The organism is Leifsonia sp. T36S-04, assembly GCF_042465655.1.
Classification (GTDB): Bacteria; Actinomycetota; Actinomycetes; order Actinomycetales; family Microbacteriaceae; genus Leifsonia.
Window position 1 is genome coordinate 1,282,505 of record NZ_CP146286.1, and the last position, 23,430, is coordinate 1,305,934.

23 protein-coding genes are annotated in these 23,430 nt (G+C 69.1%); 18 read left to right on the forward strand and 5 right to left on the reverse strand.

Annotation, left to right across the window (positions count from 1 at the left end; all coding sequences use genetic code 11):
* The first annotated feature begins 121 nt into the window (after window positions 1-121).
* Entirely contained in the window at window positions 122-2,104 is a 1,983-nt protein-coding gene (gene thrS, locus P3F85_RS06265; RefSeq protein ID WP_374010385.1) for a threonine--tRNA ligase, read from the forward strand.
* Complete coding sequence (locus P3F85_RS06270; protein WP_374010386.1) at window positions 2,092-2,709, forward strand: HIT domain-containing protein; 618 nt, start codon at window positions 2,092-2,094, stop codon at window positions 2,707-2,709. The genes thrS and P3F85_RS06270 overlap by 13 nt, the downstream gene beginning before the upstream one ends.
* Before the next feature lie 91 nt (window positions 2,710-2,800).
* Here P3F85_RS06270 and pdxY read toward each other — a convergent pair whose 3' ends face one another.
* Together pdxY and P3F85_RS06280 are read right to left on the reverse strand one after the other, a co-directional pair.
* Window positions 2,801-3,652 (reverse strand): pyridoxal kinase PdxY, encoded by an 852-nt coding sequence (pdxY, locus tag P3F85_RS06275; RefSeq protein WP_374010387.1) that lies wholly within the window; start codon window positions 3,650-3,652, stop codon window positions 2,801-2,803.
* A gap of 28 nt (window positions 3,653-3,680) precedes the next feature.
* A complete protein-coding gene (locus P3F85_RS06280) occupies window positions 3,681-4,991 on the reverse strand; it encodes an aminotransferase class I/II-fold pyridoxal phosphate-dependent enzyme (RefSeq protein WP_374010388.1) in 1,311 nt (436 codons plus the stop codon).
* Window positions 4,992-5,086: 95 nt separating this feature from the next.
* Between P3F85_RS06280 and pdxS the strand changes: the two genes are divergently transcribed.
* The 12 genes from pdxS to P3F85_RS06340 all read left to right on the forward strand — a co-directional run bounded on the left by pdxS (window position 5,087) and on the right by P3F85_RS06340 (window position 17,451).
* The gene (gene pdxS / locus P3F85_RS06285; RefSeq protein WP_374010389.1) at window positions 5,087-5,989 is read left to right on the forward strand and encodes a pyridoxal 5'-phosphate synthase lyase subunit PdxS; all 903 of its coding nucleotides are present in this window, start codon (window positions 5,087-5,089) and stop codon (window positions 5,987-5,989) included.
* On the forward strand, window positions 5,979-6,578 hold the full coding sequence (pdxT, locus tag P3F85_RS06290) for a pyridoxal 5'-phosphate synthase glutaminase subunit PdxT (protein WP_374010390.1): 600 nt from the start codon (window positions 5,979-5,981) through the stop codon (window positions 6,576-6,578). Before pdxS ends, pdxT begins: the two co-directional genes overlap by 11 nt.
* Before the next feature lie 90 nt (window positions 6,579-6,668).
* On the forward strand, window positions 6,669-8,318 hold the full coding sequence (locus P3F85_RS06295; protein ID WP_374010391.1) for an FAD-dependent oxidoreductase: 1,650 nt from the start codon (window positions 6,669-6,671) through the stop codon (window positions 8,316-8,318).
* Between the two features lie 76 nt (window positions 8,319-8,394).
* The gene (locus tag P3F85_RS06300; protein WP_374010392.1) at window positions 8,395-9,159 is read left to right on the forward strand and encodes a YebC/PmpR family DNA-binding transcriptional regulator; all 765 of its coding nucleotides are present in this window, start codon (window positions 8,395-8,397) and stop codon (window positions 9,157-9,159) included.
* A 15-nt stretch (window positions 9,160-9,174) separates the two neighbouring features.
* Window positions 9,175-9,765 (forward strand): crossover junction endodeoxyribonuclease RuvC, encoded by a 591-nt coding sequence (ruvC, locus tag P3F85_RS06305; protein ID WP_374010882.1) that lies wholly within the window; start codon window positions 9,175-9,177, stop codon window positions 9,763-9,765.
* On the forward strand, window positions 9,762-10,382 hold the full coding sequence (gene ruvA, locus P3F85_RS06310; RefSeq protein WP_374010393.1) for a Holliday junction branch migration protein RuvA: 621 nt from the start codon (window positions 9,762-9,764) through the stop codon (window positions 10,380-10,382). The genes ruvC and ruvA overlap by 4 nt, the downstream gene beginning before the upstream one ends.
* 26 nt (window positions 10,383-10,408) lie before the next feature.
* A complete protein-coding gene (gene ruvB / locus P3F85_RS06315) occupies window positions 10,409-11,446 on the forward strand; it encodes a Holliday junction branch migration DNA helicase RuvB (protein WP_374010883.1) in 1,038 nt (345 codons plus the stop codon).
* A gap of 58 nt (window positions 11,447-11,504) precedes the next feature.
* Window positions 11,505-11,945 carry a preprotein translocase subunit YajC gene (gene yajC / locus P3F85_RS06320; RefSeq protein WP_374010394.1) on the forward strand — a complete coding sequence of 147 codons (441 nt, stop codon included), beginning with the start codon at window positions 11,505-11,507 and terminating at the stop codon, window positions 11,943-11,945.
* Between the two features lie 62 nt (window positions 11,946-12,007).
* The gene (gene secD / locus P3F85_RS06325) at window positions 12,008-13,738 is read left to right on the forward strand and encodes a protein translocase subunit SecD (protein WP_374010395.1); all 1,731 of its coding nucleotides are present in this window, start codon (window positions 12,008-12,010) and stop codon (window positions 13,736-13,738) included.
* On the forward strand, window positions 13,738-14,757 hold the full coding sequence (gene secF / locus P3F85_RS06330; RefSeq protein ID WP_374010396.1) for a protein translocase subunit SecF: 1,020 nt from the start codon (window positions 13,738-13,740) through the stop codon (window positions 14,755-14,757). The genes secD and secF overlap by 1 nt, the downstream gene beginning before the upstream one ends.
* Before the next feature lie 9 nt (window positions 14,758-14,766).
* The gene (locus P3F85_RS06335) at window positions 14,767-15,135 is read left to right on the forward strand and encodes a rhodanese-like domain-containing protein (protein ID WP_374010397.1); all 369 of its coding nucleotides are present in this window, start codon (window positions 14,767-14,769) and stop codon (window positions 15,133-15,135) included.
* A 69-nt stretch (window positions 15,136-15,204) separates the two neighbouring features.
* Window positions 15,205-17,451 carry a bifunctional (p)ppGpp synthetase/guanosine-3',5'-bis(diphosphate) 3'-pyrophosphohydrolase gene (locus P3F85_RS06340; RefSeq protein WP_374010398.1) on the forward strand — a complete coding sequence of 749 codons (2,247 nt, stop codon included), beginning with the start codon at window positions 15,205-15,207 and terminating at the stop codon, window positions 17,449-17,451.
* Here P3F85_RS06340 and P3F85_RS06345 read toward each other — a convergent pair.
* The 3 genes from P3F85_RS06345 to P3F85_RS06355 all read right to left on the reverse strand — a co-directional run bounded on the left by P3F85_RS06345 (window position 17,438) and on the right by P3F85_RS06355 (window position 20,272).
* Window positions 17,438-18,049: a type IV toxin-antitoxin system AbiEi family antitoxin gene (locus P3F85_RS06345; RefSeq protein WP_374010399.1), complete on the reverse strand. Its 612-nt coding sequence runs from the start codon at window positions 18,047-18,049 to the stop codon at window positions 17,438-17,440. The genes P3F85_RS06340 and P3F85_RS06345 overlap by 14 nt on opposite strands.
* Before the next feature lie 130 nt (window positions 18,050-18,179).
* The gene (locus P3F85_RS06350; RefSeq protein ID WP_374010400.1) at window positions 18,180-19,409 is read right to left on the reverse strand and encodes a DUF349 domain-containing protein; all 1,230 of its coding nucleotides are present in this window, start codon (window positions 19,407-19,409) and stop codon (window positions 18,180-18,182) included.
* Window positions 19,410-19,486: 77 nt separating this feature from the next.
* Entirely contained in the window at window positions 19,487-20,272 is a 786-nt protein-coding gene (locus P3F85_RS06355) for a peptidylprolyl isomerase (protein WP_374010884.1), read from the reverse strand.
* Window positions 20,273-20,433: 161 nt separating this feature from the next.
* Here P3F85_RS06355 and P3F85_RS06360 point away from each other — a divergent pair, with 161 nt between their 5' ends.
* The 4 genes from P3F85_RS06360 to P3F85_RS06375 all read left to right on the forward strand — a co-directional run bounded on the left by P3F85_RS06360 (window position 20,434) and on the right by P3F85_RS06375 (window position 23,390).
* Complete coding sequence (locus P3F85_RS06360; RefSeq protein WP_374010401.1) at window positions 20,434-21,774, forward strand: replication-associated recombination protein A; 1,341 nt, start codon at window positions 20,434-20,436, stop codon at window positions 21,772-21,774.
* Window positions 21,775-21,946: 172 nt separating this feature from the next.
* The gene (gene rpsD, locus P3F85_RS06365) at window positions 21,947-22,570 is read left to right on the forward strand and encodes a 30S ribosomal protein S4 (RefSeq protein ID WP_374010402.1); all 624 of its coding nucleotides are present in this window, start codon (window positions 21,947-21,949) and stop codon (window positions 22,568-22,570) included.
* A 167-nt stretch (window positions 22,571-22,737) separates the two neighbouring features.
* Complete coding sequence (locus P3F85_RS06370) at window positions 22,738-23,139, forward strand: DUF948 domain-containing protein (protein WP_374010403.1); 402 nt, start codon at window positions 22,738-22,740, stop codon at window positions 23,137-23,139.
* A gap of 59 nt (window positions 23,140-23,198) precedes the next feature.
* Window positions 23,199-23,390, forward strand: a complete 192-nt coding sequence (locus tag P3F85_RS06375; RefSeq protein ID WP_374010404.1) for a hypothetical protein — start codon at window positions 23,199-23,201, stop codon at window positions 23,388-23,390.
* Window positions 23,391-23,430: the final 40 nt, after the last annotated feature.

Genomic DNA, 23,430 nt, shown 5'->3' on the forward strand with positions numbered 1-23,430 from the left:
GCCACCACGCCTTCGGGAAGCCGATACTCCGAGGGCGGGGGCGGATGGTACCGGCCCAGGCGCCATCCCGTAGCCGACTAGAGTTGAACCGTTCCGGACCCAACGAATAAGGAGTGGACAGGTGGCTGACGGCTTCGAGCTCTTCACCGACCGTTCCGTTGTCGCGATGCGCGTCAACGGCGAGCTGAAGGACCTCGCGACGACCGTCACTACGACCGACGTCGTCGAGCCGGTGACCATCGACTCGCCCGACGGCCTCAACATCCTGCGCCACTCCACCGCCCACGTGCTCGCACAGGCAGTGCAGTCGATCAACCCGGACGCGAAGCTGGGCATCGGGCCGCCCATCACGGACGGCTTCTACTACGACTTCGACGTGCCCGACTCCTTCACCCCCGAAGATCTGAAGGCCCTCGAGAAGGAGATGGCGCGCATTCAGCGGGCGGGCCAGCGTTTCGTGCGCCGGGTCGTCACCGACGACGAGGCGCGCGCCGAGCTCGCCGGCGAGCCGTACAAGCTGGAGCTGATCGGCCTGAAGGGCGGAGTCCAGCACGGCGACACCGCCGCGTTCGATGCGACGGAGAGCGTCGAGGTCGGTTCCGGCGAGCTGACCATCTACGACAACGTCGACCCCAAGAGCGGCGAGACGGTCTGGAAGGACCTCTGCCGCGGCCCGCACCTGCCGAACACCCGCATGATCGGCAACGGCTGGGCGCTCACCCGCGTCGCCGCTGCGTACTGGCGCGGCAACGAGAAGAACAAGCAGCTGCAGCGCATCTACGGGACGGCATGGCCGAGCAAGGACGAGCTGCGTGCCTACCAGACGCGAATGGAGGAGGCCGCCAAGCGCGACCACCGCAAGCTCGGCGCCGAGCTCGACCTGTTCTCCTTCCCCGAGGAGATCGGCTCGGGCCTCGCGGTGTTCCACCCCAAGGGTGGGATCGTCCGCAACGAGATCGAGAACTACATGCGCGAGCGGCTGATCGCCAACGACTACGAGCTGGTGAACACGCCGCACATCACCAAGGCGCACCTCTTCGAGACCAGTCAGCACCTCAACTGGTACAAGGAGGGCATGTTCCCTCCCATGCACCTGGATGAGGAGACCGACGCCGACGGCAACATCACCCGGCAGGGGCAGGACTACTACCTCAAGCCGATGAACTGCCCGATGCACAATCTCATCTACCGGGCGCGTGGACGCAGCTACCGCGAACTCCCGCTGCGCCTGGCCGAGTTCGGGACGGTGTACCGGTACGAGAAGTCGGGCACCCTGTCCGGCCTGACCCGCGTCCGCGGCCTCACCCAGGACGACGCGCACATCTACGTCACCGAGGAGCAGATCAAGGACGAGGTCACCCGCCAGCTCGAGTTCGTCCTCGAGACCCTGCGCGGCTACGGTCTGACCGACTTCTACCTGGAGCTGTCGACGAAAGACCCGGACAAGTACGTCGGGAGCGACGAGAGCTGGGAGACCGCCACGGAGACCCTCCGGCAGGTCGCGGTCGAGTCCGGGCTGGAGCTCGTGGATGACCCGGGTGGCGCCGCGTTCTACGGCCCGAAGATCTCGGTGCAGGCGCGCGACGCGATCGGCCGCACCTGGCAGCTCTCGACGGTTCAGCTCGACTTCAACCAGCCGGAGCTGTTCGAGCTGGAGTACAACGCCGCCGACGGCACCCGCAAGCAGCCCGCGATGATCCACCGCGCGCTGCTGGGCTCGATCGAGCGCTTCTTCGCGATCCTGCTGGAGCACTACGCGGGGGCGTTCCCGGTGTGGCTGTCGCCCGTGCAGGTGGTCGGCATCCCCGTCGCGGACCAGTACGCGCCGTTCCTCGACGACGTGATCTCGCGCCTCCGTGCGCGCGGCGTCCGTGCTGAGGTCGACCACTCGGACGACCGGATGCAGAAGAAGATCCGCACGCACACGAAGGCCAAGGTCCCCTTCCAGCTGATCGTGGGCGAAGAGGATGCGGCGGCCGGCACGGTCAGCTTCCGGTTCCGGGACGGCACGCAGCGCAACGGTGTGACGGTCGACGACGCGATCGAGCGCATCGTCGAGAGCATCCGATCCCACGAGCTGGTCGACACGGCATGGCACGACTGAACCTGGACTCGTACGAGGACGGCGTCCCCGGCGGCGGTGCGGATGACTCCGCGTCCGGCGCCGGGGAGCGCGTCCGCATCGACGACCCGTCGTACCTGGTCGGCGTGCCGGACGAGTTCCAGCGGCTGTGGACTCCGCACCGGATGGTGTACATCCAGAACGGTCAGCAGCCCAACAAAGACGACTGCCCGTTCTGCGTCGCGCCGAGCATGAGCGACGAGGATGCGCTGATCGTCGCCCGCGGCACGCACGCGTACGCGCTGCTCAACCTGTTCCCGTACAACAGCGGCCACCTGCTCGTCGTCCCGTACCGGCACATCGCCCTGTACGACGAGGCGACGCCGGAGGAGGTCGCCGAGATCGGCAGCATCACCCAGACGGCGATGCGCGTCATCCGCGAGGTGTCGCACAACGACGGGTTCAACATCGGCATGAACCAGGGTGCGGTCGCGGGAGCCGGCATCGCGGCGCACCTGCACCAGCACATCGTCCCGCGGTGGGCTCAGGATGCGAACTTCTTCCCGATCATCGCCAAGACGAAGGCCCTGCCCCAGCTCCTCGGCGAGGTCCGGGCCTCCCTCGCCGCCGCCTGGCCCACGCCCTGACCATCGCTTCCTCACTTAGTCCGGCGACACGCCGTCGATTCGCGGATTAATCGAGGAAGCGATGGTTGCAGACGCGGGGGCAGGAGCAGGGTCAGCGGACCCGGGTGACGGGGAACTGCTCGCGGGGGTGGGCGTAGGACTCCTGGGACTCGACGAGCTGGAGTTCCCGCTCGCCGGACTCCAGGGTCCGGGTGAGCAGGTCGAAGACGCTCGACACGGTCTTGCGGAGTGCGAGCTCGGCGTCACCGGTGCGGACGTAGTGCGCGGTGAACAGCGCGGCCGTCACGTCGCCGGAGCCGTTCGCCTTCATCGGGAGCCGCGGCGTCTGCACGATCCACGCGCCCGCGTCGTCGACGGCCAGCATCTCGATCGTGTCCGCCGGTGCGTCCGGACGCTCCACGCTCGTCACGAGGACGGTCCGCGGGCCCATCGCGCGCGCCGCATCCACCGACTCGAGCGTCGACTCCAGGGTGTCCGGCGACGTCTCGGTCAGGAACCCGAGCTCGAACTGGTTGGGCGTGATGATGTCGGCGACCGGGACGACGCGCTCGCGCAGCAGCACCGGGATGGCCGGGGCGACGAAGCAGCCCGACTTCGCGTTTCCCATGACCGGGTCGCAGGCGTAGACGGCGTCGGGATTGGCGGCCTTGACCCGCGCGACCGCGTCGATGATGACGTCGCCGATGCCCTCTCCGCCCTGGTAGCCGGACAGCACCGCATCCACCTGCCCGAGCACGCCGCGCTCCTCGATGCCGGTGATCACGTCACGCACGTCGTCGGGGGAGATGAGCGGACCGCGCCAGGCGCCGTAGCCGGTGTGGTTGGAGAAGTTCACCGTGTAGACGGGCAGTACCTCGACGCCGATGCGCTGGAGCGGGAAGACGGCGGCGGAGTTACCGACGTGACCGTAGGCGACCGCGGACTGGATCGAGAGGATCTTCATCCCTCGATCCTCTCATCTCGCCCGTTGGTCACTTCACGGCGTCGGTCAGATCGTCGAGGAGTCGTTCGGTCTCGTCCTCGGAGAGGTCGTGGACGGTGAGCCGCAGGTGATGCGACGGCGTGGGGTGCTCGCCGAGCAGGAATTCGTCGCCTGTCCGGGCGAGCCAGCCGCGCCGCATCAGCCGGTCGGCGACGGGCTTCGCCTCCACTTGCAGGTCGACCCACAGGTTGAGGCCGTCACCCGCCTCGGTGGGGAGTCCGCGCTCCGTCAGCCGGGCGGCGAACGCGGTGTTCCGCTCGGCGTAGTGGCGCCCGGCGGCGGCGACCTTGCCCAGTGCCGCGTCGTCGGTGAGCTGCGCGAGCACGAGCCGCTGCAGGATGTGGCTGACCCAGGTGGTGCCCGGGCTCAGCCTCAGTGAGAGCCGCTCGGCCGTCTCCGGGTCGGTCGCGGCGACGGCGAGGCACATGTCCGGGCCGAGCGACTTCGACACCGACCGCACCAGGGCGTACCGCCGGTGCCCCTGCCCGATGAGCGTCTCGTAGGGGCGCTGGGAGAGCATCGAGAAGTGGTCGTCCTCGATGACGAGCACGTACGGGTGGTCCGCGAGCACGGCCCGGAGTTCGGCGGCCCGGGTGGGGGAGAGCGTCGCCCCGGTCGGATTCTGCGCGCGCGGAGTGCAGATGATCGCGCGGACGCCGTCGTCGAGTGCGGCCCGCAGGCCGTCCACGGTCATGCCCTCCGCGTCCACCGGTACCGGAACGGCACGGTAACCGCCCAGCCGGACGGTGTGGATGCTGGCGAGGAAGCAGGGGTCTTCGAGGGCGACCGCGTCGTCGCGCGACAGGGCCTGCGCGAGCAGGCGCTCGACCGCATCCACCGCCCCGTTGGTCACGGTGATCCGGACGGGCCGTTCCGGGAGGTCGGCGCTGATCCAGGCGAGGGCGCGCCCCTCGAGGGCAGGGTCGATCACGGGCTCGCCGTAGAGCACGGGCCGCCCGACGGCGCCGGCGAGTGCGGCGGTCAGGTCCGGGATGCGCCCGGGGTCGGGATTGCCGGTGCCGATGTCCCTGAGCACACTTCCGGCGGCGTAACCCTCCTGCGCGACGGCGGCGAGCCCGGCGACGACCGTGCCGGCACGGCCGCGCGCGGTGACCACGCCGGCTTGCGCGAGCAGCCGGTAGGCGGCGACGGCGGTGTTGCGGTTGACGCCCAGCTGGGCGGCGAGTTCGCGCACCGGGGGGAGGGCGTCGCCCGTGCGCAGCGCGCCGCGTTCGTGCAGCGCGCGCACGCTCGCCGCGATCTCCGACGCGGTCGTGCCCGTGATGGTCTGCTGGTCCATGTGCCTCCCGACGCTGCGAGTCTATCGAGCGCGAGCCGGGATGCTATCGTTCGGCATAGGCCAAAAATTTGTTTGTACCGCACGAGAGGGCGATCATGACTGACAGCGACCAGGGCACCGCGATCGGATCGAGCCGCGTCAAGCGCGGCCTCGCCGAGATGCTGAAGGGCGGCGTCATCATGGACGTCGTCACTCCCGAGCAGGCCCGCATCGCCGAGGACGCCGGCGCGGTCGCCGTGATGGCTCTCGAGCGCGTCCCCGCCGACATCCGCTCGCAGGGCGGCGTCGCCCGCATGAGCGACCCGGACCTGATCGAAGCCATCATCGCCGAGGTCTCGATCCCGGTCATGGCGAAGGCGCGCATCGGCCACTTCGTCGAGGCGCAGGTGCTCCAGGCACTCGATGTCGACTACATCGACGAGTCGGAGGTGCTCTCGCCCGCCGACTACGTCAACCACATCGACAAGTGGAACTTCACGGTCCCGTTCGTCTGCGGCGCGACGAACCTCGGCGAGGCGCTCCGCCGCATCACCGAGGGCGCGGCCATGATCCGCTCCAAGGGCGAGGCGGGCACCGGCGACGTGTCCGAGGCGACCAAGCACATCCGCACGATCACGGCGGAGATCAACGCGCTGCGCTCGAAGTCCAAGGATGAGCTGTACGTCGCGGCCAAGGAGCTGCAGGCTCCCTACGAGCTCGTGCGCGAGATCGCCGAGACGGGCAAGCTCCCGGTCGTGCTGTTCACCGCGGGCGGCGTGGCCACCCCGGCGGACGCCGCGATGATGATGCAGCTGGGTGCCGACGGAGTGTTCGTCGGCTCGGGCATCTTCAAGTCCGGCAACCCGGAGCAGCGGGCCGCCGCGATCGTCAAGGCGACCACCTTCTACGACGACCCGTCGGTCATCGCGGAGGTCTCGCGCGGTCTCGGTGAGGCGATGGTGGGCATCAACGTGTCCGACCTCCCGGCGCCGCACCGCCTGGCCGAGCGTGGCTGGTAGGGCACAGAAGGTCGGCGTCCTCGCCCTGCAGGGCGACTTCCGCGAGCACCTCGCGGTCCTGCGCGGGCTGGGAGCCGACGCGGTACCCGTGCGGCGACCCTCCGAGCTCTCCGAGATCGGCGGCCTGGTCATCCCGGGCGGGGAGTCCAGCGTCATGGACAAGCTGTCACGCGCGTTCGGGCTGGCAGAGCCGCTGCGCGCAGCCATCGGCGACGGCCTCCCGGTGTACGGCACCTGCGCCGGCCTGATCATGCTCGCGGATCGCATCCTCGACGGGATCGCGGGTCAGCAGACACTCGGCGGGCTGGATGTCGCGGTGCGGCGCAATGCCTTCGGCTCGCAGGTGGACTCGTTCGAGACCGACCTCGACATCCCCGCCGTGGGCGCTGAGCCGATGCACGCCGTCTTCATCCGCGCACCCATCGTCGAGAGCGTGGGGGAGCGGGCGACCGCTCTGGCCCAGGTCGAGGACGGCCGCGTCGTCGCCGTGGAGCAGGGCAACCTGATCGGCACGTCGTTCCACCCCGAGATCACCGGGGACACGCGGTTCCACGAGTACTTCCTCGCGAAGGTGCGCGAAGCGGGTTGAGGCCATGGTGCGCCGTGAGCGTCGCACCATATGATCGCGACGTGCCCCTCGTCACCCGTGCCCTGGCCGCATCCGTACCCCGGAATCCGCGTGGCTGAGCGCCCGCCGTTCCGCGTCCCCGTCGGCACCGCCGGGAATCCCGTCCTCGCGCAGGACGAGCAGGAGCGGCTCTTCGCGCTCGGGACGTCGGAGGAGGTCGCCGAGGGCGACATCCTGTTCCGGGCGGGCGACGACCATCTCGACTTCTTCGTGATGGAGTCCGGACGGGTCGACATCATCCGCGATGCGACCGCGGACTCGCCCGCGCGGACCGTGGCGCAGTGGCATGGCGGCGAGTTCCTGGGCGAGATCAGCATGCTGAGCGGCCAGAAGTCGCTGCTCACGGCTGTGATCACCGAAGCCGGCCGGGTGCGGCGCATCCCGAACGCGATGTTCAAGCAGATCATGGCGACCGACGGAGCGCTGTCGGAGACGCTGCTCGGCGCGTTCCGGGCACGCCGCCGACTGCTGATGGCGGCAGCCGACCGCGCGATCGAGATCGTCGGCGACGAGGCCTCCGGAGCGTCGTTGGCTCTCCGCCGGTACGCCGCCCGGATGGAACTGCCGCACCGGTGGATGGACGCCTCCTCCGACGCCGGACGCACCCTCCTGGAGAGCACAGGGCACGGGGAGGCGGACCTGCCCCTCGTGATCACCCGCGGAACCGCGTTGCCCGCCGCGACGCCGCTGGCACTCGCAGAGGCGGTCGGACTCGCCTACCGCTACCGCGACGGCGACCGGTTCGACCTCGTCGTGGTGGGAGCCGGTCCGGCGGGCCTCGCCGCGGGCATCTACGGCGCCTCGGAGGGGCTCTCGACCCTGGTGGTGGATGCGCTGGCTCCCGGCGGCCAGGCGGCGGCGAGCTCCCGGATCGAGAACTACCTGGGCTTCCCGGCCGGCGTCTCGGGAGCCGAACTGACCGAGCTCGGCCTGGTCCAGGCGCTGAAATTCGGCGTGCGCGTCTCGGCGCCGACCGAGATCAGCGAACTCGTGCCCACGGCGGACGGACTCCGCCTGCGCCTCGCCGAGGGCGAGGACCTCTTCGCCCGGGCGGTGGTGATCGCGACCGGGGCGCGCTATCGGCGTCTGCCGCTGGACCGCTGGGCCGACTTCGAGGGCGGCAGCATCTTCTTCGCCACCACCGACCTCGAGGCGCGGGCCGTCGACCGGCGTCCCGCCGTGGTGGTCGGGGGTGCCAACTCCGCCGGGCAGGCCGCGCTCTACCTGGCGGGACTCGGGAGCGAGGTGAGCCTGGTCGTCCGGGGTGCGGCGATCGAAGCCAAGATGTCGTCGTACCTCGTCGAGCGGGTGGTCTCGCACCCGCGGATCACGCTCCACACGTCCTCGGACGTCACGGCTCTGCACGGAGGCGTCCAGCTGGATGCGGTCACCGTCACCTCGTCGGCCGGGGGCACCGAGACGCGCGTCCCTGCGGCCGCACTGTTCTGCTTCGTCGGCGCGCAGCCGCGAGCGGAGTGGCTGACCGGTGTCGCGGTCGACCCCAGCGGCTTCCTCCTCACCGACGTCGACCTGCCGGAGGGAGAGGACGGCGGGAGGGGTCCGTTCCCGTTCGAGACCAGCATCCCGGGCGTGTTCGCCGCGGGGGATGTGCGGCACGGGTCGATGAAGCGCATCGCGGCCGCCGTCGGCGAGGGCGCCAGCGCCGTGTCGTCCGTGCATCGGGCGCTCGCGGCGCGCTGACCCGTCCGCCGGCCGGTCCGCGCGGGGCCGAGGCATTACTATGGTCAGGTTCGAAACGTAATTCGAGGGAGCACCAGTGTCCGGGCATTCCAAGTGGGCGACGACCAAGCACAAGAAGGCGGTCATCGACTCCCGCCGCGCGAAGTCCTTCGCGAAGCTGATCAAGAACATCGAGGTGGCGGCCAAGACCGGCGGCGCCGACCTGTCCGGCAACCCGACGCTCGTCGACGCGGTGCAGAAGGCCAAGAAGACCTCCGTCCCGAACGACAACATCGACCGCGCCATCAAGCGGGGCGCCGGCCTCACCGGTGAGTCGATCGACTACACGACGATCATGTACGAGGGCTACGGCCCGGGCGGTGTCGCCCTCCTCATCGAGTGCCTCACCGAGAACAAGAACCGCGCCGCCGCCGAGGTCCGCACCGCGATGACGCGGAACGGCGGCACCATGGCCGACCCCGGCAGCGTGGCCTACAACTTCCACCGCAAGGGCATCATCCTGGTCCCGCACGCGCCCGGAGTGGATGAGGACACCGTCCTCGCCGCCGTGCTCGACGCGGGTGCCGAGGACGTCACCGACCGCGGCGAGAGCTTCGAGGTGCTGACGGAGGCGTCCGACCTGGTCGCCGCGCGCACCGCGCTGCAGGAGGCCGGCATCGACTACGACTCGGCCGACGCGGAGTTCGTCGCGACCGTCAACGTCGAGGCCGACGCCGAGGTGGCCCGCAAGGTGTTCCGCCTGATCGACGCGCTCGAGGACTCGGACGACGTCCAGAACGTCTACACGAACCTCGACATCAGCCCCGAGGTGCAGGCGCAGCTCGACGACGACGACGAGTAGGCCGCCACCGTGACGATCCGGGTGCTGGGAATCGACCCGGGTCTGACGCGCTGCGGCGTCGGGATCGTGGATGTGCGAGCCGACCGCCGGGCGACCCTGGTCGAGGTGGCCGTCATCCGCACGCCCCCGGGCATGCCCCTGGAGGAGCGTCTGCTGGCGGTCGGCACCGGGATCGAAGAGTTGCTCGATGCGCACCTGCCGGCGGTCGTAGCGATCGAGCGCGTCTTCGCGCAGCACAATCTCCGAACGGTCATGGGTACCGCCCAGGTGAGCGGCGTCGCACTGCACTCCGCCGCGAAGCGGGGGCTCCCGGTCGCGCTGCACACGCCCAGCGAGGTGAAGGCGGCGGTCACGGGCTATGGCTCGGCCGACAAGAAGCAGGTGCAGACGATGGTCGCGCGCATCCTCGGACTCGCAGAGGCGCCGAAGCCCGCGGACGCGGCGGATGCCCTGGCGATCGCGATCTGCCACGCCTGGCGAGGCGGTCCGGTGGCGGCGGATGCCGGGGGAGCGACGGGCACCGCGCTGACTCCCGCGCAGGCTGCGTGGCGCGCCGCAGAGCGCTCCGGCCGGGCGTCGGCGGCTCCCCGTAGGCTGGCACGGTGATCTCCTCCCTCCGCGGTACCGTGCTCTCGGCGAGCGGCGGCACCGCCGTCGTCGAGGTGGGCGGCGTCGGGTTCTCCGTCCAGCTGACGCCCGACCACGTGCTCTCGCTCCGTGTGGGTGAGGAGGCGTTCATCCACACGACGCTGATCGTGCGCGAAGACGCGCTGCAGCTGTTCGGATTCTCCGACCGCGAGCAGCTGGAGGTGTTCGACCTGCTCACGGGTGTGTCGGGCGTCGGCCCCAAGTCGGCCATCGGCGTGCTGTCCGTGCTCGCGCCGGACGACATCGCCGCGGCCGTCGCCGCCGACGACGACGCGCCGTTCCGCAAGGTGTCGGGAATCGGACCGAAAACGGCCAAGCTGATCGTCGTGTCCCTGGCGGGCAAGCTCGCCGCGGTGCGCCGTCCCGTGCCGGTGGCGAAGTCCGCAGGCGCGCCCTCGTCGGTGACCGACAGCGTCCTCGTCGCCCTCGTCGGCCTCGGCTGGCCGGAACGGACCGCCGCCGAGACCATTGCGGATGTCGTCGCCGACACCGCCGAGAGCGACCGTGACAGCGTCCAAACGCTGCTGCGCCTCACCCTCGCCCGGCTGGGACCGGCGCAGCAGGTGTCCCGATGAGCGACGACCGGATGAGAGACGACGCGATGAGCGACGACCTGACGGCCCCCGAACTCGAATCGGAGTCGGAGCTGGCCTTCGAGGGCGCCCTCCGGCCGCGCAGCCTGGCAGAGTTCGTCGGTCAGGCGAAGGTCCGCGGCCAGCTGCAGCTGCTCCTGACCGCCGCGCGGATGCAGGAGCGGACGCCGGACCACATCCTCCTCGCCGGACCTCCCGGACTCGGCAAGACGACGCTCGCCATGATCGTGGCCCACGAGAGCGGGCGTCCGCTCCGGATGTCGAGCGGACCGGCCATCCAGCACGCGGGCGACCTCGCGGCCCTGCTGTCGTCGCTCACACCCGGCGAGGTGCTGTTCATCGACGAGATCCATCGCATGGCCCGGTCGGCGGAAGAGATGCTCTACCTCGCGATGGAGGATTTCCGCATCGACATCATGGTCGGCAAGGGAGCGGGTGCCACCTCCATCCCGCTCGACCTGGCGCCGTTCACCCTGGTCGGTGCGACCACCCGGTCGGGGCTGCTGCCCAACCCGCTGCGCGACCGGTTCGGCTTCACCGCTCACCTCGAGTTCTACGACGAGGGCGAACTCGAGCAGGTGCTCGCGCGCGCGGCCACGATGCTCGAGTTCGACGTCGACCGCGAGGCCCTGGCCGAGATCGCCGGACGCTGCCGGGGTACTCCGCGCATCGCCAACCGCCTGCTGCGCCGGGTGCGCGACTATGCGCTGGTGCACGGCGAACGCGCCGATGTGGATGCTGTGCGCGCCGCCCTCGACCTGTACGACGTGGATGCGCTCGGCCTCGACAGGCTCGACCGTGCGGTGCTGCAGATCATCCTGGAGCGGTTCGACGGGGGACCGGTCGGTCTCAACACGCTGGCCGTGTCGGTCGGAGAAGAAGCGGAGACGATCGAGTCCGTCGTGGAACCCTTCCTGGTGCGCGTCGGCCTCCTGACGCGCACCCCTCGGGGCCGCATGGCGACCGCTGCAGCGTGGCACCACCTGGGGATCCCCAGCCGGAAGCTGGACTCCTCCCAGCCTCCGACGCTGGTCGATGACATATAATCCAAGCTGGCCGTTCGGCCAACCCCCTTGCCCCCATTGAAAGGTTCGGCAACTTCCCATGGTCTTTGACCCGTTGACCATCGTGATGATCGTCATTCTGGCGGCTCTCGTCTTCTTCATGTTCCGGAACAGCCGCAAGCGGCGTCGCGACCAGGATGAGACCCGTTCGAAGATGGTGCCAGGAGCCGAGGTCATGACCAACTTCGGTCTGTACGGCACGCTCGTGTCCGTCGACGAGAGCGACAACACCGCGCTCATCGAGACCAGCCCGGGCCACGTCGTCAAGGTTCACCGTCAGGTGCTCGCCCGCGTTGTCGAGCCGACCGTCGCCGAGCCCGAGACCGAGACCGAGACCGAGGGCGATGTCGTCGCCGGTCCCGCCGTCGAGCTGAACGAGGACCACGCGATCCCCGCCGAGGGTTCCACCGAGCGCGGTCTTCCGGAGTACGGCGAGCGACTCGACGACTCCTCGAAGAAGCGCACGCAGAGCGACGACTGACACATTCCCTGTCCTCCGGCGCCCGAGAGTCGCCGAGGACTCGTAGAAAGCTGAGTACCTAGGTGGCAAAGTCGACCCCGGTCAAGAAAGCCTGGCGTTCGCTGACGTGGCTCGGCGTCCTCGTGGTGGTGCTTCTCGGCACCCTCACGGCGGGCGTTCTGTTCTCCAACGCGACCTGGCTGCCCAAGCTCGCCCTCGACCTCGAGGGCGGCACCCAGATCATTCTGTCGCCGCAGGTGCAGAACGGTCAGTCGGTGCAGCAGGAGCAGCTGGACCAGGCGGTGTCGATCATCCGTCAGCGCATCGACGCCTCCGGCGTTTCCGAGGCGCAGATCTCCACCGAGGGCTCGCGCAACATCGTCGTCTCGCTGCCGGGCAAGCCGGACCAGGCGACGCTCGACCGTGTCAAGTCGAGCGCGCGCCTCGACTTCCGTCCGGTCCTCGTCGCCGGCGGTCCCACCAATGAGATCGTGGGAGCGGACGGCAAGTCGACCCCGGCCCCGACGCCGGCCCCTGGTCTCCAGTCGACGCCCTCCACCAAGCCGACGAACGGCAGCGACCTGGCGTGGGTCACCCCGCAGTTGCAGGCGGAGTTCGACGCCTACGACTGCAAGGCCAACGCGAACAAGACGTCGAGCTCCGCACCCACCGACAAGCCGCTCATCACGTGCGACGACCAGAACCAGGTCAAGTACCTGCTCGGGCCGGTCGAGGTGAAGGGCCAGGACATCAAGGACGCCACGGCGGGTCTGGTGCAGAGCTCGCAAGGCGTCACGACCGGTCAGTGGGCCGTCAACATCGTCTTCAACGACGCGGGCACCAAAGCCTTCGCGGATGTCACCACCCGACTCGTCGCACTGAAGAACTCGCAGAACCAGTTCGCCATCGTGCTCGACGGCAAGGTCATCTCGGCGCCCACCACGCAGGCGGCCATCACCGACGGCAAGCCGCAGATCACCGGTAACTTCACCGAGACCACCGCGAAGGCCCTCGCCGACCAGCTGAAGTTCGGCGCGCTGCCGTTCAGCTTCAAGGTGCAGAGCCAGGACACCATCTCGGCCACGCTCGGTACGGCTCAGCTGCTCGCAGGTCTGATCGCGGGCCTCATCGGCCTGATCCTGGTGGCCATCTACACCTTCTTCCAGTACCGCCTGCTCGGCTTCGTCACGATGCTGTCGCTGGTGGTCGCGGGTGTCCTCACCTGGCTGACCATCTCGCTGCTCTCGTGGCACTACGACTACCGGCTCTCGCTCGCGGGTGTCGCAGGCCTGATCGTCGCGATCGGCTTCACGGCCGACTCGTTCATCGTGTACTTCGAGCGAATACGAGACGAGCTGCGTGACGGGCGCGGTCTCGAGTCCGCCGTCGAGGCGGGCTGGGGCCGGGCGCGCCGCACGATCTACGCCTCGAAGGCGACGAACCTGCTCGCGGCCGTCGTCCTCTACGTCCTCGCCGCGGCCAACGTCCGCGGGTTCGCGTTCACGCTGGGATTGACGACCATCATCGACGTCATCGTCGTGCTGCTGTTCACCCACCCGACGCTGCAGCTGCTCGCCCGAACCCGGTTCTTCAGCTCCGGGCACCCGATGTCGGGCCTCGACCCCGAGGCACTGGGCGCTGTCTACCGCGGCGCGGCGCAGTTCCGGGCCCCCACGGTCCCCGTCGCAGCCGGCACGGCCGCCCGTGCCAGCAAGGAGGCGGCCCGCCGCCAGACGATCGCCGAGCGCAAAGCGGCAGAACTCGCCGGCGCCTCGACGTCCTCGGATCGCTCGACCGAGGGGAAGGACTCCTGATGGCCAGCCGGCTTGTGAAATTCGGTAACGACCTCTACACCGGGGCGCGCTCGATCGACTTCGTCGGCCGACGCAAGATCTGGTACTCGATCGCGGCCGTCATGGTCGTGCTGTCGATCCTGATCCCTGTCGTGAAGGGCGGGTTCAACTTCTCCATCGAGTTCCGCGGTGGGTCGCAGTTCCAGGTGAGCGATGTGTCGAGCACCGACACCTCGAAGGCACAGGACGCGGTCACCAGCGTGGTCCCCAATGCGGTCTCCCACGTGAGCGTGATTGGCACCAACGCCGTGCGCGTGCAGACCGACCAGCTCTCGGAGTCGCAGACCCGCGACGTGTCCGACGCCCTCGCGAAGGCGTACGGCGTCGATGCGTCGGAGGTCTCCGCGACCTTCATCGGACCGTCGTGGGGCGCGGATGTGACCCAGCAGTCCATCCAGGGCCTCGTGGTGTTCCTGTTGCTCGCGTTCATCGCGATGGCGCTGTACTTCCGTACGTGGAAGATGTCGGCGGCCGCGATCGTGTCGCTGTTCCACGACCTCATCATCACGGCGGGCGTGTACGCGCTCGTCGGCTTCGAGGTGTCGCCCGCGACCATGATCGGCTTCCTGACGATCCTCGGCTACTCGCTCTACGACACGGTCGTGGTGTTCGACAAGATCCGCGAGAACACGAAGGAAGAGCTGGAGCTGACGCGCCGGACGTTCCCCGAGGCGGTCAACCTCGCGGTCAACCAGACACTGGTCCGGTCGATCAACACGGCGGTCGTCGCCGTGCTGCCGGTCGCGTCCATCCTGTTCATCGGTGCGTACGCCCTCGGTGCGGCGACGCTGCGCGACATCTCGCTCGCGCTGCTGATCGGCATCATCGTCGGCACGTACTCGACGATCTTCCTGGCGGCTCCGATGTACTCGCAGTTCCGCGAGGGGGAGCCGGCCATCCGCAAGCACGACCAGAAGGTCCGCTCGATCCGGCCGAAGGCCGTCGTCAAGACCGACGCCGTCGCGACGGCCGCGGAGTAGCCGCACCGGATGACCGACGCCTCCGCTTCCACCGGTTTCCTGGCCGAGGACGAGGTGTCGGCTGCGCTCGCGCGCCAGCTCTCCGATGCGGGTTCGGCGTGGTTGCTGGATGTCCGTGAGGGCTACGAGTGGGAGGCCGGGCACGCTCCGGCCGCCCACCACATCCCGCTCGGCGAGCTGGGAATCCGGCAGCACGAGCTTCCGGAGGATCAGCAGATCCTGGTGATCTGCCGCAGCGGCTCTCGGTCCCGGATGGTCACCGACGCCCTCAACGAGGCGAACTATCCCGCGGCGAACGTCGACGGCGGGATGGGCGCCTGGCAGGCCGCCGGCGGACCGGTCGAGCACGACGACGGTACGCCAGGAGCGATCGTCTAGCCCGCAGAGCGTTGACCGTGACAGAGCGGTGGCCGGGAACGGTCATAATGGACGACAGGAGGCGCGCGAATGGTTGATACGACGACATCGCAGAGCGCTTCCCTGCGCCGTCTGGTGCCGCGCATCTTCTCGCGGGCCCAGCCCTCCGGTGCGGTCGAGACGCTGATGCGCACCGTGCGGACGCATCACCCGAAGGCCGACCTCTCGCTGATCGAGCGGGCCTACACGGTCGCCGAGCAGGCGCACCGCGGGCAGAAGCGCCGATCGGGCGAGCCGTACATCACGCACCCGGTGGCCGTGGCGCAGATCATCGCCGACCTCGGAATCGGCGCGAAGACGATCGCCGCAGCACTCCTGCACGACACGGTCGAGGACACCGAGTACACGCTCGATGAGCTGCGCGACCAGTTCGGCGACGAGATCGCCATGCTCGTCGACGGCGTGACCAAGCTCGACAAGGTCAAGTACGGCGACAGCGCTCAGGCCGAGACCGTTCGCAAGATGATCGTGGCCATGTCGAAGGACATCCGCGTGCTGATCATCAAGCTGGCGGACCGGCTGCACAACGCCCGCACCTGGGGATTCGTGCCGGCCGCCTCCGCGACGCGCAAGGCGACCGAGACCCTCGAGATCTATGCTCCCCTCGCGCATCGCCTCGGCATCCAGGCGATCAAGTGGGAACTGGAGGACCTGTCCTTCGCAGTCCTCTATCCGAAGCTGTATGCCGAGATCGAGAGTCTCGTCAAGCAGCGGACTCCGGAGCGCGAGCGACTGGTGCAGCACGTCATCGACGCGATCAACGACGACCTGAAGTCCGCCAAGATCCGCGGCAAGGTCGTCGGGCGGCCGAAGCAGTACTACTCGATCTACCAGAAGATGGTGGTCCGGGGTCGCGAGTTCGACGACATCTACGACCTGGTGGGCATCCGCGTCCTGGTGAACACCGTGCGCGACTGCTACGCGGTCCTCGGCCAGATCCACGCGCGCTGGACGCCGATGCCTGGCCGGTTCAAGGACTACATCGCCACCCCGAAGTTCAACCTGTACCAGTCGCTGCACACGACCGTGATCGGCCCGCAGGGTCGCCCGGTCGAGATCCAGATCCGCACGGAGGAGATGCACCAGCGCGCCGAGTTCGGTGTCGCCGCGCACTGGAAGTACAAGGAGCAGACCACCGGCAAGAGCACCGGAGGCCCGGGCAAGAACGACACCGACCTCGCCTGGCTCGCCCACATCTCGGACTGGCAGGCGGAGACCGCCGACCCGAGCGAGTTCCTCGACTCGCTGCGCTTCGAGATCGGGGCGAAAGAGGTCTACGTGTTCACGCCGAAGGGCCGCGTCATCGGCCTGCCGGCCGGAGCGACGCCCGTCGACTTCGCCTACGCGGTGCACACCGAGGTCGGCCACCGCACCATGGGCGCCAAGGTCAACGGCCGACTGGTGCCGCTCGAGAGCAGCCTCAACACCGGCGATGTCGTCGAGATCTTCACGTCGAAGAACCCGGACTCCGGCCCCAGCCAGGACTGGCTGAACTTCGTCAAGAGCCCCCGAGCGCGCAACAAGATCCGGCAGTGGTTCACCAAGGAACGGCGCGACGAGGCCATCGAGCAGGGCAAGGACGCGATCGCTCGTGCGATGCGCAAGCAGAACCTTCCGTTGCAGAAGCTGATGACGCAGGACGCCCTCCACGAGGTCGCGTCGTCGCTCAAGTACCCGGACGTCTCGGCGCTCTACGCCGCGATCGGCGAGGGCCACGTGTCAACGCAGTCGATGATCGAGAAGATCGTCGCGTCGCTCCAGACCGAGGTCGAGTCGGACGGCGAGCTGGACATCCCCGTCAAGGGCCGTCGCCAGCTGCGGAACAGCGACTCGGGCGTCCTCGTCCGCGGAGCGCCCGACATCCTGGTCAAGCTCGCGAAGTGCTGCACCCCTGTTCCCGGTGACCCGATCGTCGGCTTCGTCACACGCGGCCAGGGCGTCTCGGTGCACCAGGCGAACTGCCACAACGTGCAATCGCTGCTGCAGGAGCCCGACCGGATGATCGACGTCGAGTGGGCGCCGAGCTCGAAGAGCGTCTTCCTCGTTCAGATCCAGGTGGAGGCGCTCGACCGCTCCGGTCTGCTCAGCGACGTCACGCGCGTGCTGTCCGAACACCATGTGAACATCCTCTCCGCGACCGTCACCACATCGAACGACCGCCTGGCGCTGAGCCGTTTCGTCTTCGAGATGGGCGACACCACCCACCTCGACCGCGTTCTCAACGCCGTTCGCCGGATCGACGGCGTCTACGACGTCTACCGGGTCAGCGGAGGCTGACGGACGCATCCGGCGGCCGATCCGCCTGCTCGTCCAGGATCGGACCGGGCAGCGCCGCGCGGGCGACCGCGGGCACGCGGGTGCGCGCGAGCGCTCGCCCCATGCGACGGCTCGCACGCAATCGGTCGTCGAACTCGGGGGGAGTGACGCCGGCGAGAGCGAGGAGGTGACGCACCTCCAGCGCCTGTGCAGAGCCGAAGGCGCTGGGAGTGCTGATGAGGTCCTCGGCGGTCCGCAACGGCGTCGTCACCGTGGTCCGCCCGAGCGAGGTCACCTCGTCGGGCCGGAGCGCCCGGTGGCAGGCGTCGATCAACGGCGACGACACCCGTCCCCGGCGTCTGGGCGGCACGCACACCTGGGGGAGCGGCGGTGGCGTCGCACGGGTGCCATGGATCCACGCCGCTGTGCCGCGGTCGGCGACGGCCCAATCGGGCGCGGACAGGGCGAAAGCGTGAGCGCGCAGGTCCGGACAGTCAGGCGTCGCGGCCGTGGCGAACGCATCGCCCACGCGATACAGGTGGCCGTCGAGACAGAGGGCGAGCAGTTCCACCATCGGGAGGACGCTGGCATCGATCAGGAGAGGGGAGAGCGAGGTCATTGCTCAAGCCTCGCCGGGCGTCCACTGGCGTAGATCGGGATGCGGAAAACAGTGGACAAGTCCGAGCTGAGCCGGTTGTGAACGCATCCGTGCTCCACCGGCCGGTGGGTGCCCCCACCGCCACACGGACTCAGCCGAGCGCGTCCAGCCAGACCTTCCGCGCGTCGAGAGCCTCCTGAGCGGCCTTGACCTTCGCCTTGTCGCCCGACGCCTCTGCATCGGCGAGCTCCTGCTCGAGCTTCGCGATCGCGGCGTTGAGCTGGCTGGCCAGTCCTTCGGAGCGCGCCTTCTTCTCCGGGTTGTTCTTCTCCCAGTGCTCCTCGTCGAGGCGGCGGACCGCAGCCTCGATGCGACGGAGGCGGTCTTCGATCGGCCGGACCTGGTCACGAGGAACGCGGCCGATCTGGTCCCACCGCTCCTGGATCGACAGCAGCTGAGCCCGGGCGGTCTCACGGTCGGTCGCCGTGAGGAGCGGCTCGGCCTCGTCGAGGAGGGCGAGCTTGGCCTGGAGGTTGGCGTCGTACTCGACGCTGTCGCGAGCATCCACCTCTGCCTTGGCGGAGTAGATGGCGTCGCCGGCGGCCTTGAAACGCGCCCACAGCGCGTCGTCGTTCTTCTTGCCGGCCCGGCCCGCGGCCTTCCACTGGTCGAGCAGGCGGCGGTACTCGGGTACGCCGTCGGCGCCGAGAGGGATGAGCTTCTCGGCCTCTTCGATGAGCGCGTTCTTGCGATTGCGCACGTCACGGTGCTGCGTGTCGAGCTCGGCGAAGAACGCCTTGCGGTTGTGCTCGATGGTCGCCCGGGCGGCGCGGAACCGCTTCCACAACTCGTTCGCCTCGTTCTTGGGCAGGCGCGGGCCGTCGTGCTGGTGGGCCTGCCAGCGGGCGAACAGGTCGTCGAGCGCGGTGCTCGTGGTCTTCCACTGGGTGCGCGCGGGGTCTTGGGCGGCCAGCGCCTCCGCCTCTTCGACGATGGCGGTGCGCTCGGCGATGGCGGCCTCCACGGCAGCCTTGGCCTCTGCGGTCTGCTGCTCGGTCAGCTCCTCGACCGTGCCGCCCAGGGCATCCAGCCTCACCTGGAGCGAAGCCAGGTCGCCGACAGCGTTGGCGCCCTCGACGGACGTGCGCAGGTTCGCGACCGACTTGGCGATGTCGGCGGCCGGGGCTCCACGGCGGGCGCGCTGTTCGAGCAGGCCCACCTGTCCGGCGAGATCGGTGTACTTGCGCTCGAAGTACGCGAGCGCCTCCTCGGCCGTGCCGTCGGGGTACTCGCCGACGACGCGTTCGCTGTCGCCCTCGCGGACGTACACGGTCCCGGTGTCGTCGACACGTCCCCAGGGGTGCTGTTCAGAAGTAGCCAAGAGCCTCACCTTGCTGCTGCGCGATGCGGGCGGGATGCCGCCCATCGTTGGGAATCAGCCTATTGCACGTGCCGTGATCACTGCAGGGTGAAGGTGTCGATCGTGGTGGTCACCGCGGGCTTGCCGTCGGTCCCGCCGCCCTGCACCCCCTTGTCGGTGACCTGTGCTTTGAGCTCATCGAGCCCGGAGGTCACCTGCCCGATGACGGTGTACCCGCCGGCCTTGTCGGACGGGATGGTCGTGTCCTCGTAGACGATGAAGAACTGGCTGCCCTGGCTCGATGCGTTGTCGCTCTGGCGCGCCATGGCGATGGTTCCCGCCTTGTAGACGTTGTCGGCCGGCGCGTTCTCGACGGGTCCGTACGAGTACCCCGGGCCGCCCTGCCCGTTCCCCTCCGGGTCGCCGCACTGCAGCACGAAGAAGCCGCCGTCGGTGAGGCGGTGGCAGGTCAGGCCGTCATAGAACTTCTTCTGCACGAGCGAGACCGTGGACGACACGGCCTGCGGTGCCGCTGCTCCGTCGAGCGAGACGCCGAGCGGGATGCCGTTGATCGTCATGGTGCCGGTCCAGGTGCGGTCCTCTGCGAGGGTCTTCGGCGGCACTGCGGCGGCCGACGGCGACGCCGTGGGCGCAGCGGACGCCGAGGACGACGCGGACGCCTTGGCGACGCCCGGGCCGGCCGAGAAGTAGAGGAGCTGGGTGCCGACCGCGAGGGCGACGATCACGACGGCGGCGATTCCGGCCACCCAGTTGTCGCGCTTGCGTCGCTTGACCTTGTGCTCGTGGACGGTCTGGCGCGCCTGATAGGCGCGGAGCCGCTCGCGGGCCAGTCGTGCGTCGCGGTCGTTCTGCTTCGGTGCCAACTCGAGTCCTCCGGCGGTCCGTACGGGGGCGGTCCCGCGGGTCCACGCCCGCCGGATCATGGAGAACCCTATCCGGCCCGACTATGGAGGACAAACACGCCGTCCCCGGCCAGGGACGCGCAGACAACGGCAGTGTCAGTGGTCGCGACTACTCTTGTGAGGTGGTCGACGTGCAACCTGGGCTCCGCACCGGAGCGACTCCTCTCGCGGTGCGAATGCGCCCGAAGTCGCTCGACGAGGTCGCGGGTCAGCGCCACCTTCTGAAGCCGGGATCTCCGCTGGTCGCGCTGGCGTCCGACAAGGACGGTCAGTCCGGGTCGGTCTCGGTCATCCTGTGGGGGCCGCCGGGAACCGGCAAGACGACGCTCGCACAGGCGATCGCGCATTCCTCGGGCCGACGCTTCGTCGAGCTCTCGGCCGTTACGGCCGGGGTGAAGGACGTGCGGCTCGTGATGGACGAGGCCCTCTCGACCCGGGACCTCTACGGCGTCTCGACCGTCCTCTTCCTCGACGAGATCCACCGTTTCACCAAGGCGCAGCAGGATGCGCTGCTTCCGGGCGTCGAGAACGGCTGGGTCATCCTGGTGGCCGCGACCACCGAGAACCCGTCGTTCTCGGTGATCTCGCCGCTCCTCTCGCGGAGCCTCCTGCTCACGCTCGAGACCCTGAGCGACGACGACCTGGGGGTTGTCATCGACCGCGCGGTCACCGACGAGCGCGGCCTCGGCGGCCAGTACACGCTCGACCCGGAGGCGCGGGCGGCGCTCGTGCGCCTGGCGTCCGGCGACGCCCGGCGCGCGCTGACTGCGCTCGAGGCGGCATCCGTCACCGCCGCCTCCCTCACTCCCGCCACCGCCAAGAAGAAGCCGCTGATCACCGCGGAGCTGGTCGCCCAGGCGGTCGACCGCGCGCTACTGCGCTACGACCGCAACGGCGACGAGCACTACGACGTCATCAGCGCGTTCATCAAGTCGGTCCGCGGCTCCGACGTCGACGCCTCGCTGCACTACCTGGCGCGGATGATCGAGGCGGGGGAGGATCCGCGGTTCATCGCCCGCCGCATCATCGTGCTGGCCTCGGAAGACATCGGGATGGCCGACCCGCAGGCGCTGGTGATCGCGATGGCCGCCGCCGACGCGGTGCAGATGATCGGCATGCCGGAGGGGCGCATCCCGCTCGCGCAGGCGGTCGTGCACCTGGCGACGGCACCGAAGTCGAACGCGTCGTACATGGCTCTGGATGCGGCGATCGCCGACGTGCGGGCGGGGAAGATCGGCCGGGTGCCCAAGCACCTCCGCGACGCGCACTATTCGGGCGCGAAGCGGCTCGGTCACGGCAAGGGCTACAAGTACCCGCACGACGACGCACTCGGCGTGCTCGAACAGCAATATCTGCCGGATGAATTGCGCGGGACGACCTATTACACGCCTACCGAGCACGGCAACGAGCGCGACGTGTCTGCGCGGCTGGCGAAGCTGCGCCGCATCGTGCGCGGACGCTGATTCCGCTCTGCTATTATTGACCCGCCTAGAAGTGTGTCCGGGGTGCGGCTGCCGCGTTCATGCTTCGACGGGACTGGCCCTGTAGCCGGGCGTCCCTGGCGACAATCCCTCTCTCTAAGGCGACGTGTGTGCGCCCGAATCCACTACTTCAGAGAGAAACCGAAAGGAAACCGTGTCTTCACGTTCCCGCAGCAAGACCCGCGAGTCGCGGGCCCTGGGCATCCCGCTCACCCCGAAGGCGGCGCGCTACATGGAGAAGCGCCCCTACGCTCCGGGTGAGCACGGCCGCACCAAGCGCAAGGCCGACTCGGACTACGCGGTGCGTCTGCGCGAGAAGCAGCGTCTGCGCGCCCAGTACGGCATCCGCGAGAAGCAGCTCCGCATCGCCTTCGAAGAGGCGCGCCGCACCCAGGGCCTGACCGGTGAGAACCTGGTCGAGCTCCTCGAGATGCGCCTCGACGCCCTCGTGCTCCGTGCCGGCTTCGCCCGTACGATCACGCAGGCTCGTCAGTTCGTCGTGCACCGCCACATCCTCGTGGACGGCCAGCTCGTCGACCGCCCGTCGTTCCGCGTCAAGCCGGGCCAGCTCATCCACGTCAAGGCCCGCTCCGAGGGCACCGAGCCCTTCCAGGTCGCGGCCGCCGGCGGTCACGTCGACGTCCTCCCGAAGACCCCGGGTTACCTCGAGGTCGAGCTGGACAAGCTCCAGGCCCGCCTCGTGCGTCGCCCGAAGCGCGCAGAGGTCCCCGTGACCTGCGAGGTCCAGCTGGTCGTCGAGTACTACGCGGCTCGCTGAGTCCAGCGTCTTCACCCGGGAACGGGGTCGTGGCAGCTGCCGCGGCCCCGTTCTCCGTTTAACCTTCCCGGACGCCGCGGTCACCGGAGGCGTCGGTCGGGTGCCCCCCACCACAGGATGCGGCTACGCTTGACCCGTATGCCCGTGGCGGAATGGAAGGAGCCCACATGTCCGGTGGAGACATCGCAGGGTTGATCGCGGCCGTCGTGTTCGCGGTCCTCGTGGGCTTCATCGCCCTCCCGCTCGTCAAGCTGGGCGGCGTGCTCGACCAGACGCGCACCGCGATCAAGGAGGCGAGCGACGGCATCACGCCGATCCTCGACGAGACGGCGACGACGTTGCAGGAGACGAACAAGCAGCTCGCCCGGGTCGACGTCATCACCAAGAACGTGGCGGATGTGACCGGCAACGTCTCCTCGCTGGTGGCCCTCTTCGCCGCGACGGTCGGAGGTCCGCTGATCAAGCTGGCCGGATTCAGCGCGGCCGCGCGGGCCGCATTCAAGGCCGCCGGAGGGTTCGCCTCCCGCGGCTCGTCCGCTTCCCGGAACGGGCACCGCGACTCCCACTAGACTTGTCTCTCGTGCGCCCGGCGTCCGCGCCGGGTGTCATCCAGAGAGGGAGGATCAGCATGAAGAGTTTCCTGTGGCTGCTCGCCGGCGTCGCCATCGGCTTCGCCGTCGCCCACCAGGTCAACGAGACCGCAAAGGGTCGCGAATTCTTCAGCACCATGGATCGGAAAGCACGCGATTTCGGTGAGGCCGTCTCCGACGGCTACCGCCAGCGCGAGGCGGAGATCCGCTCGGCCATCCAGGGCGACTGACGCCCGTCCTTCCTTTTCGCACCCTCGATCGACCGGAACC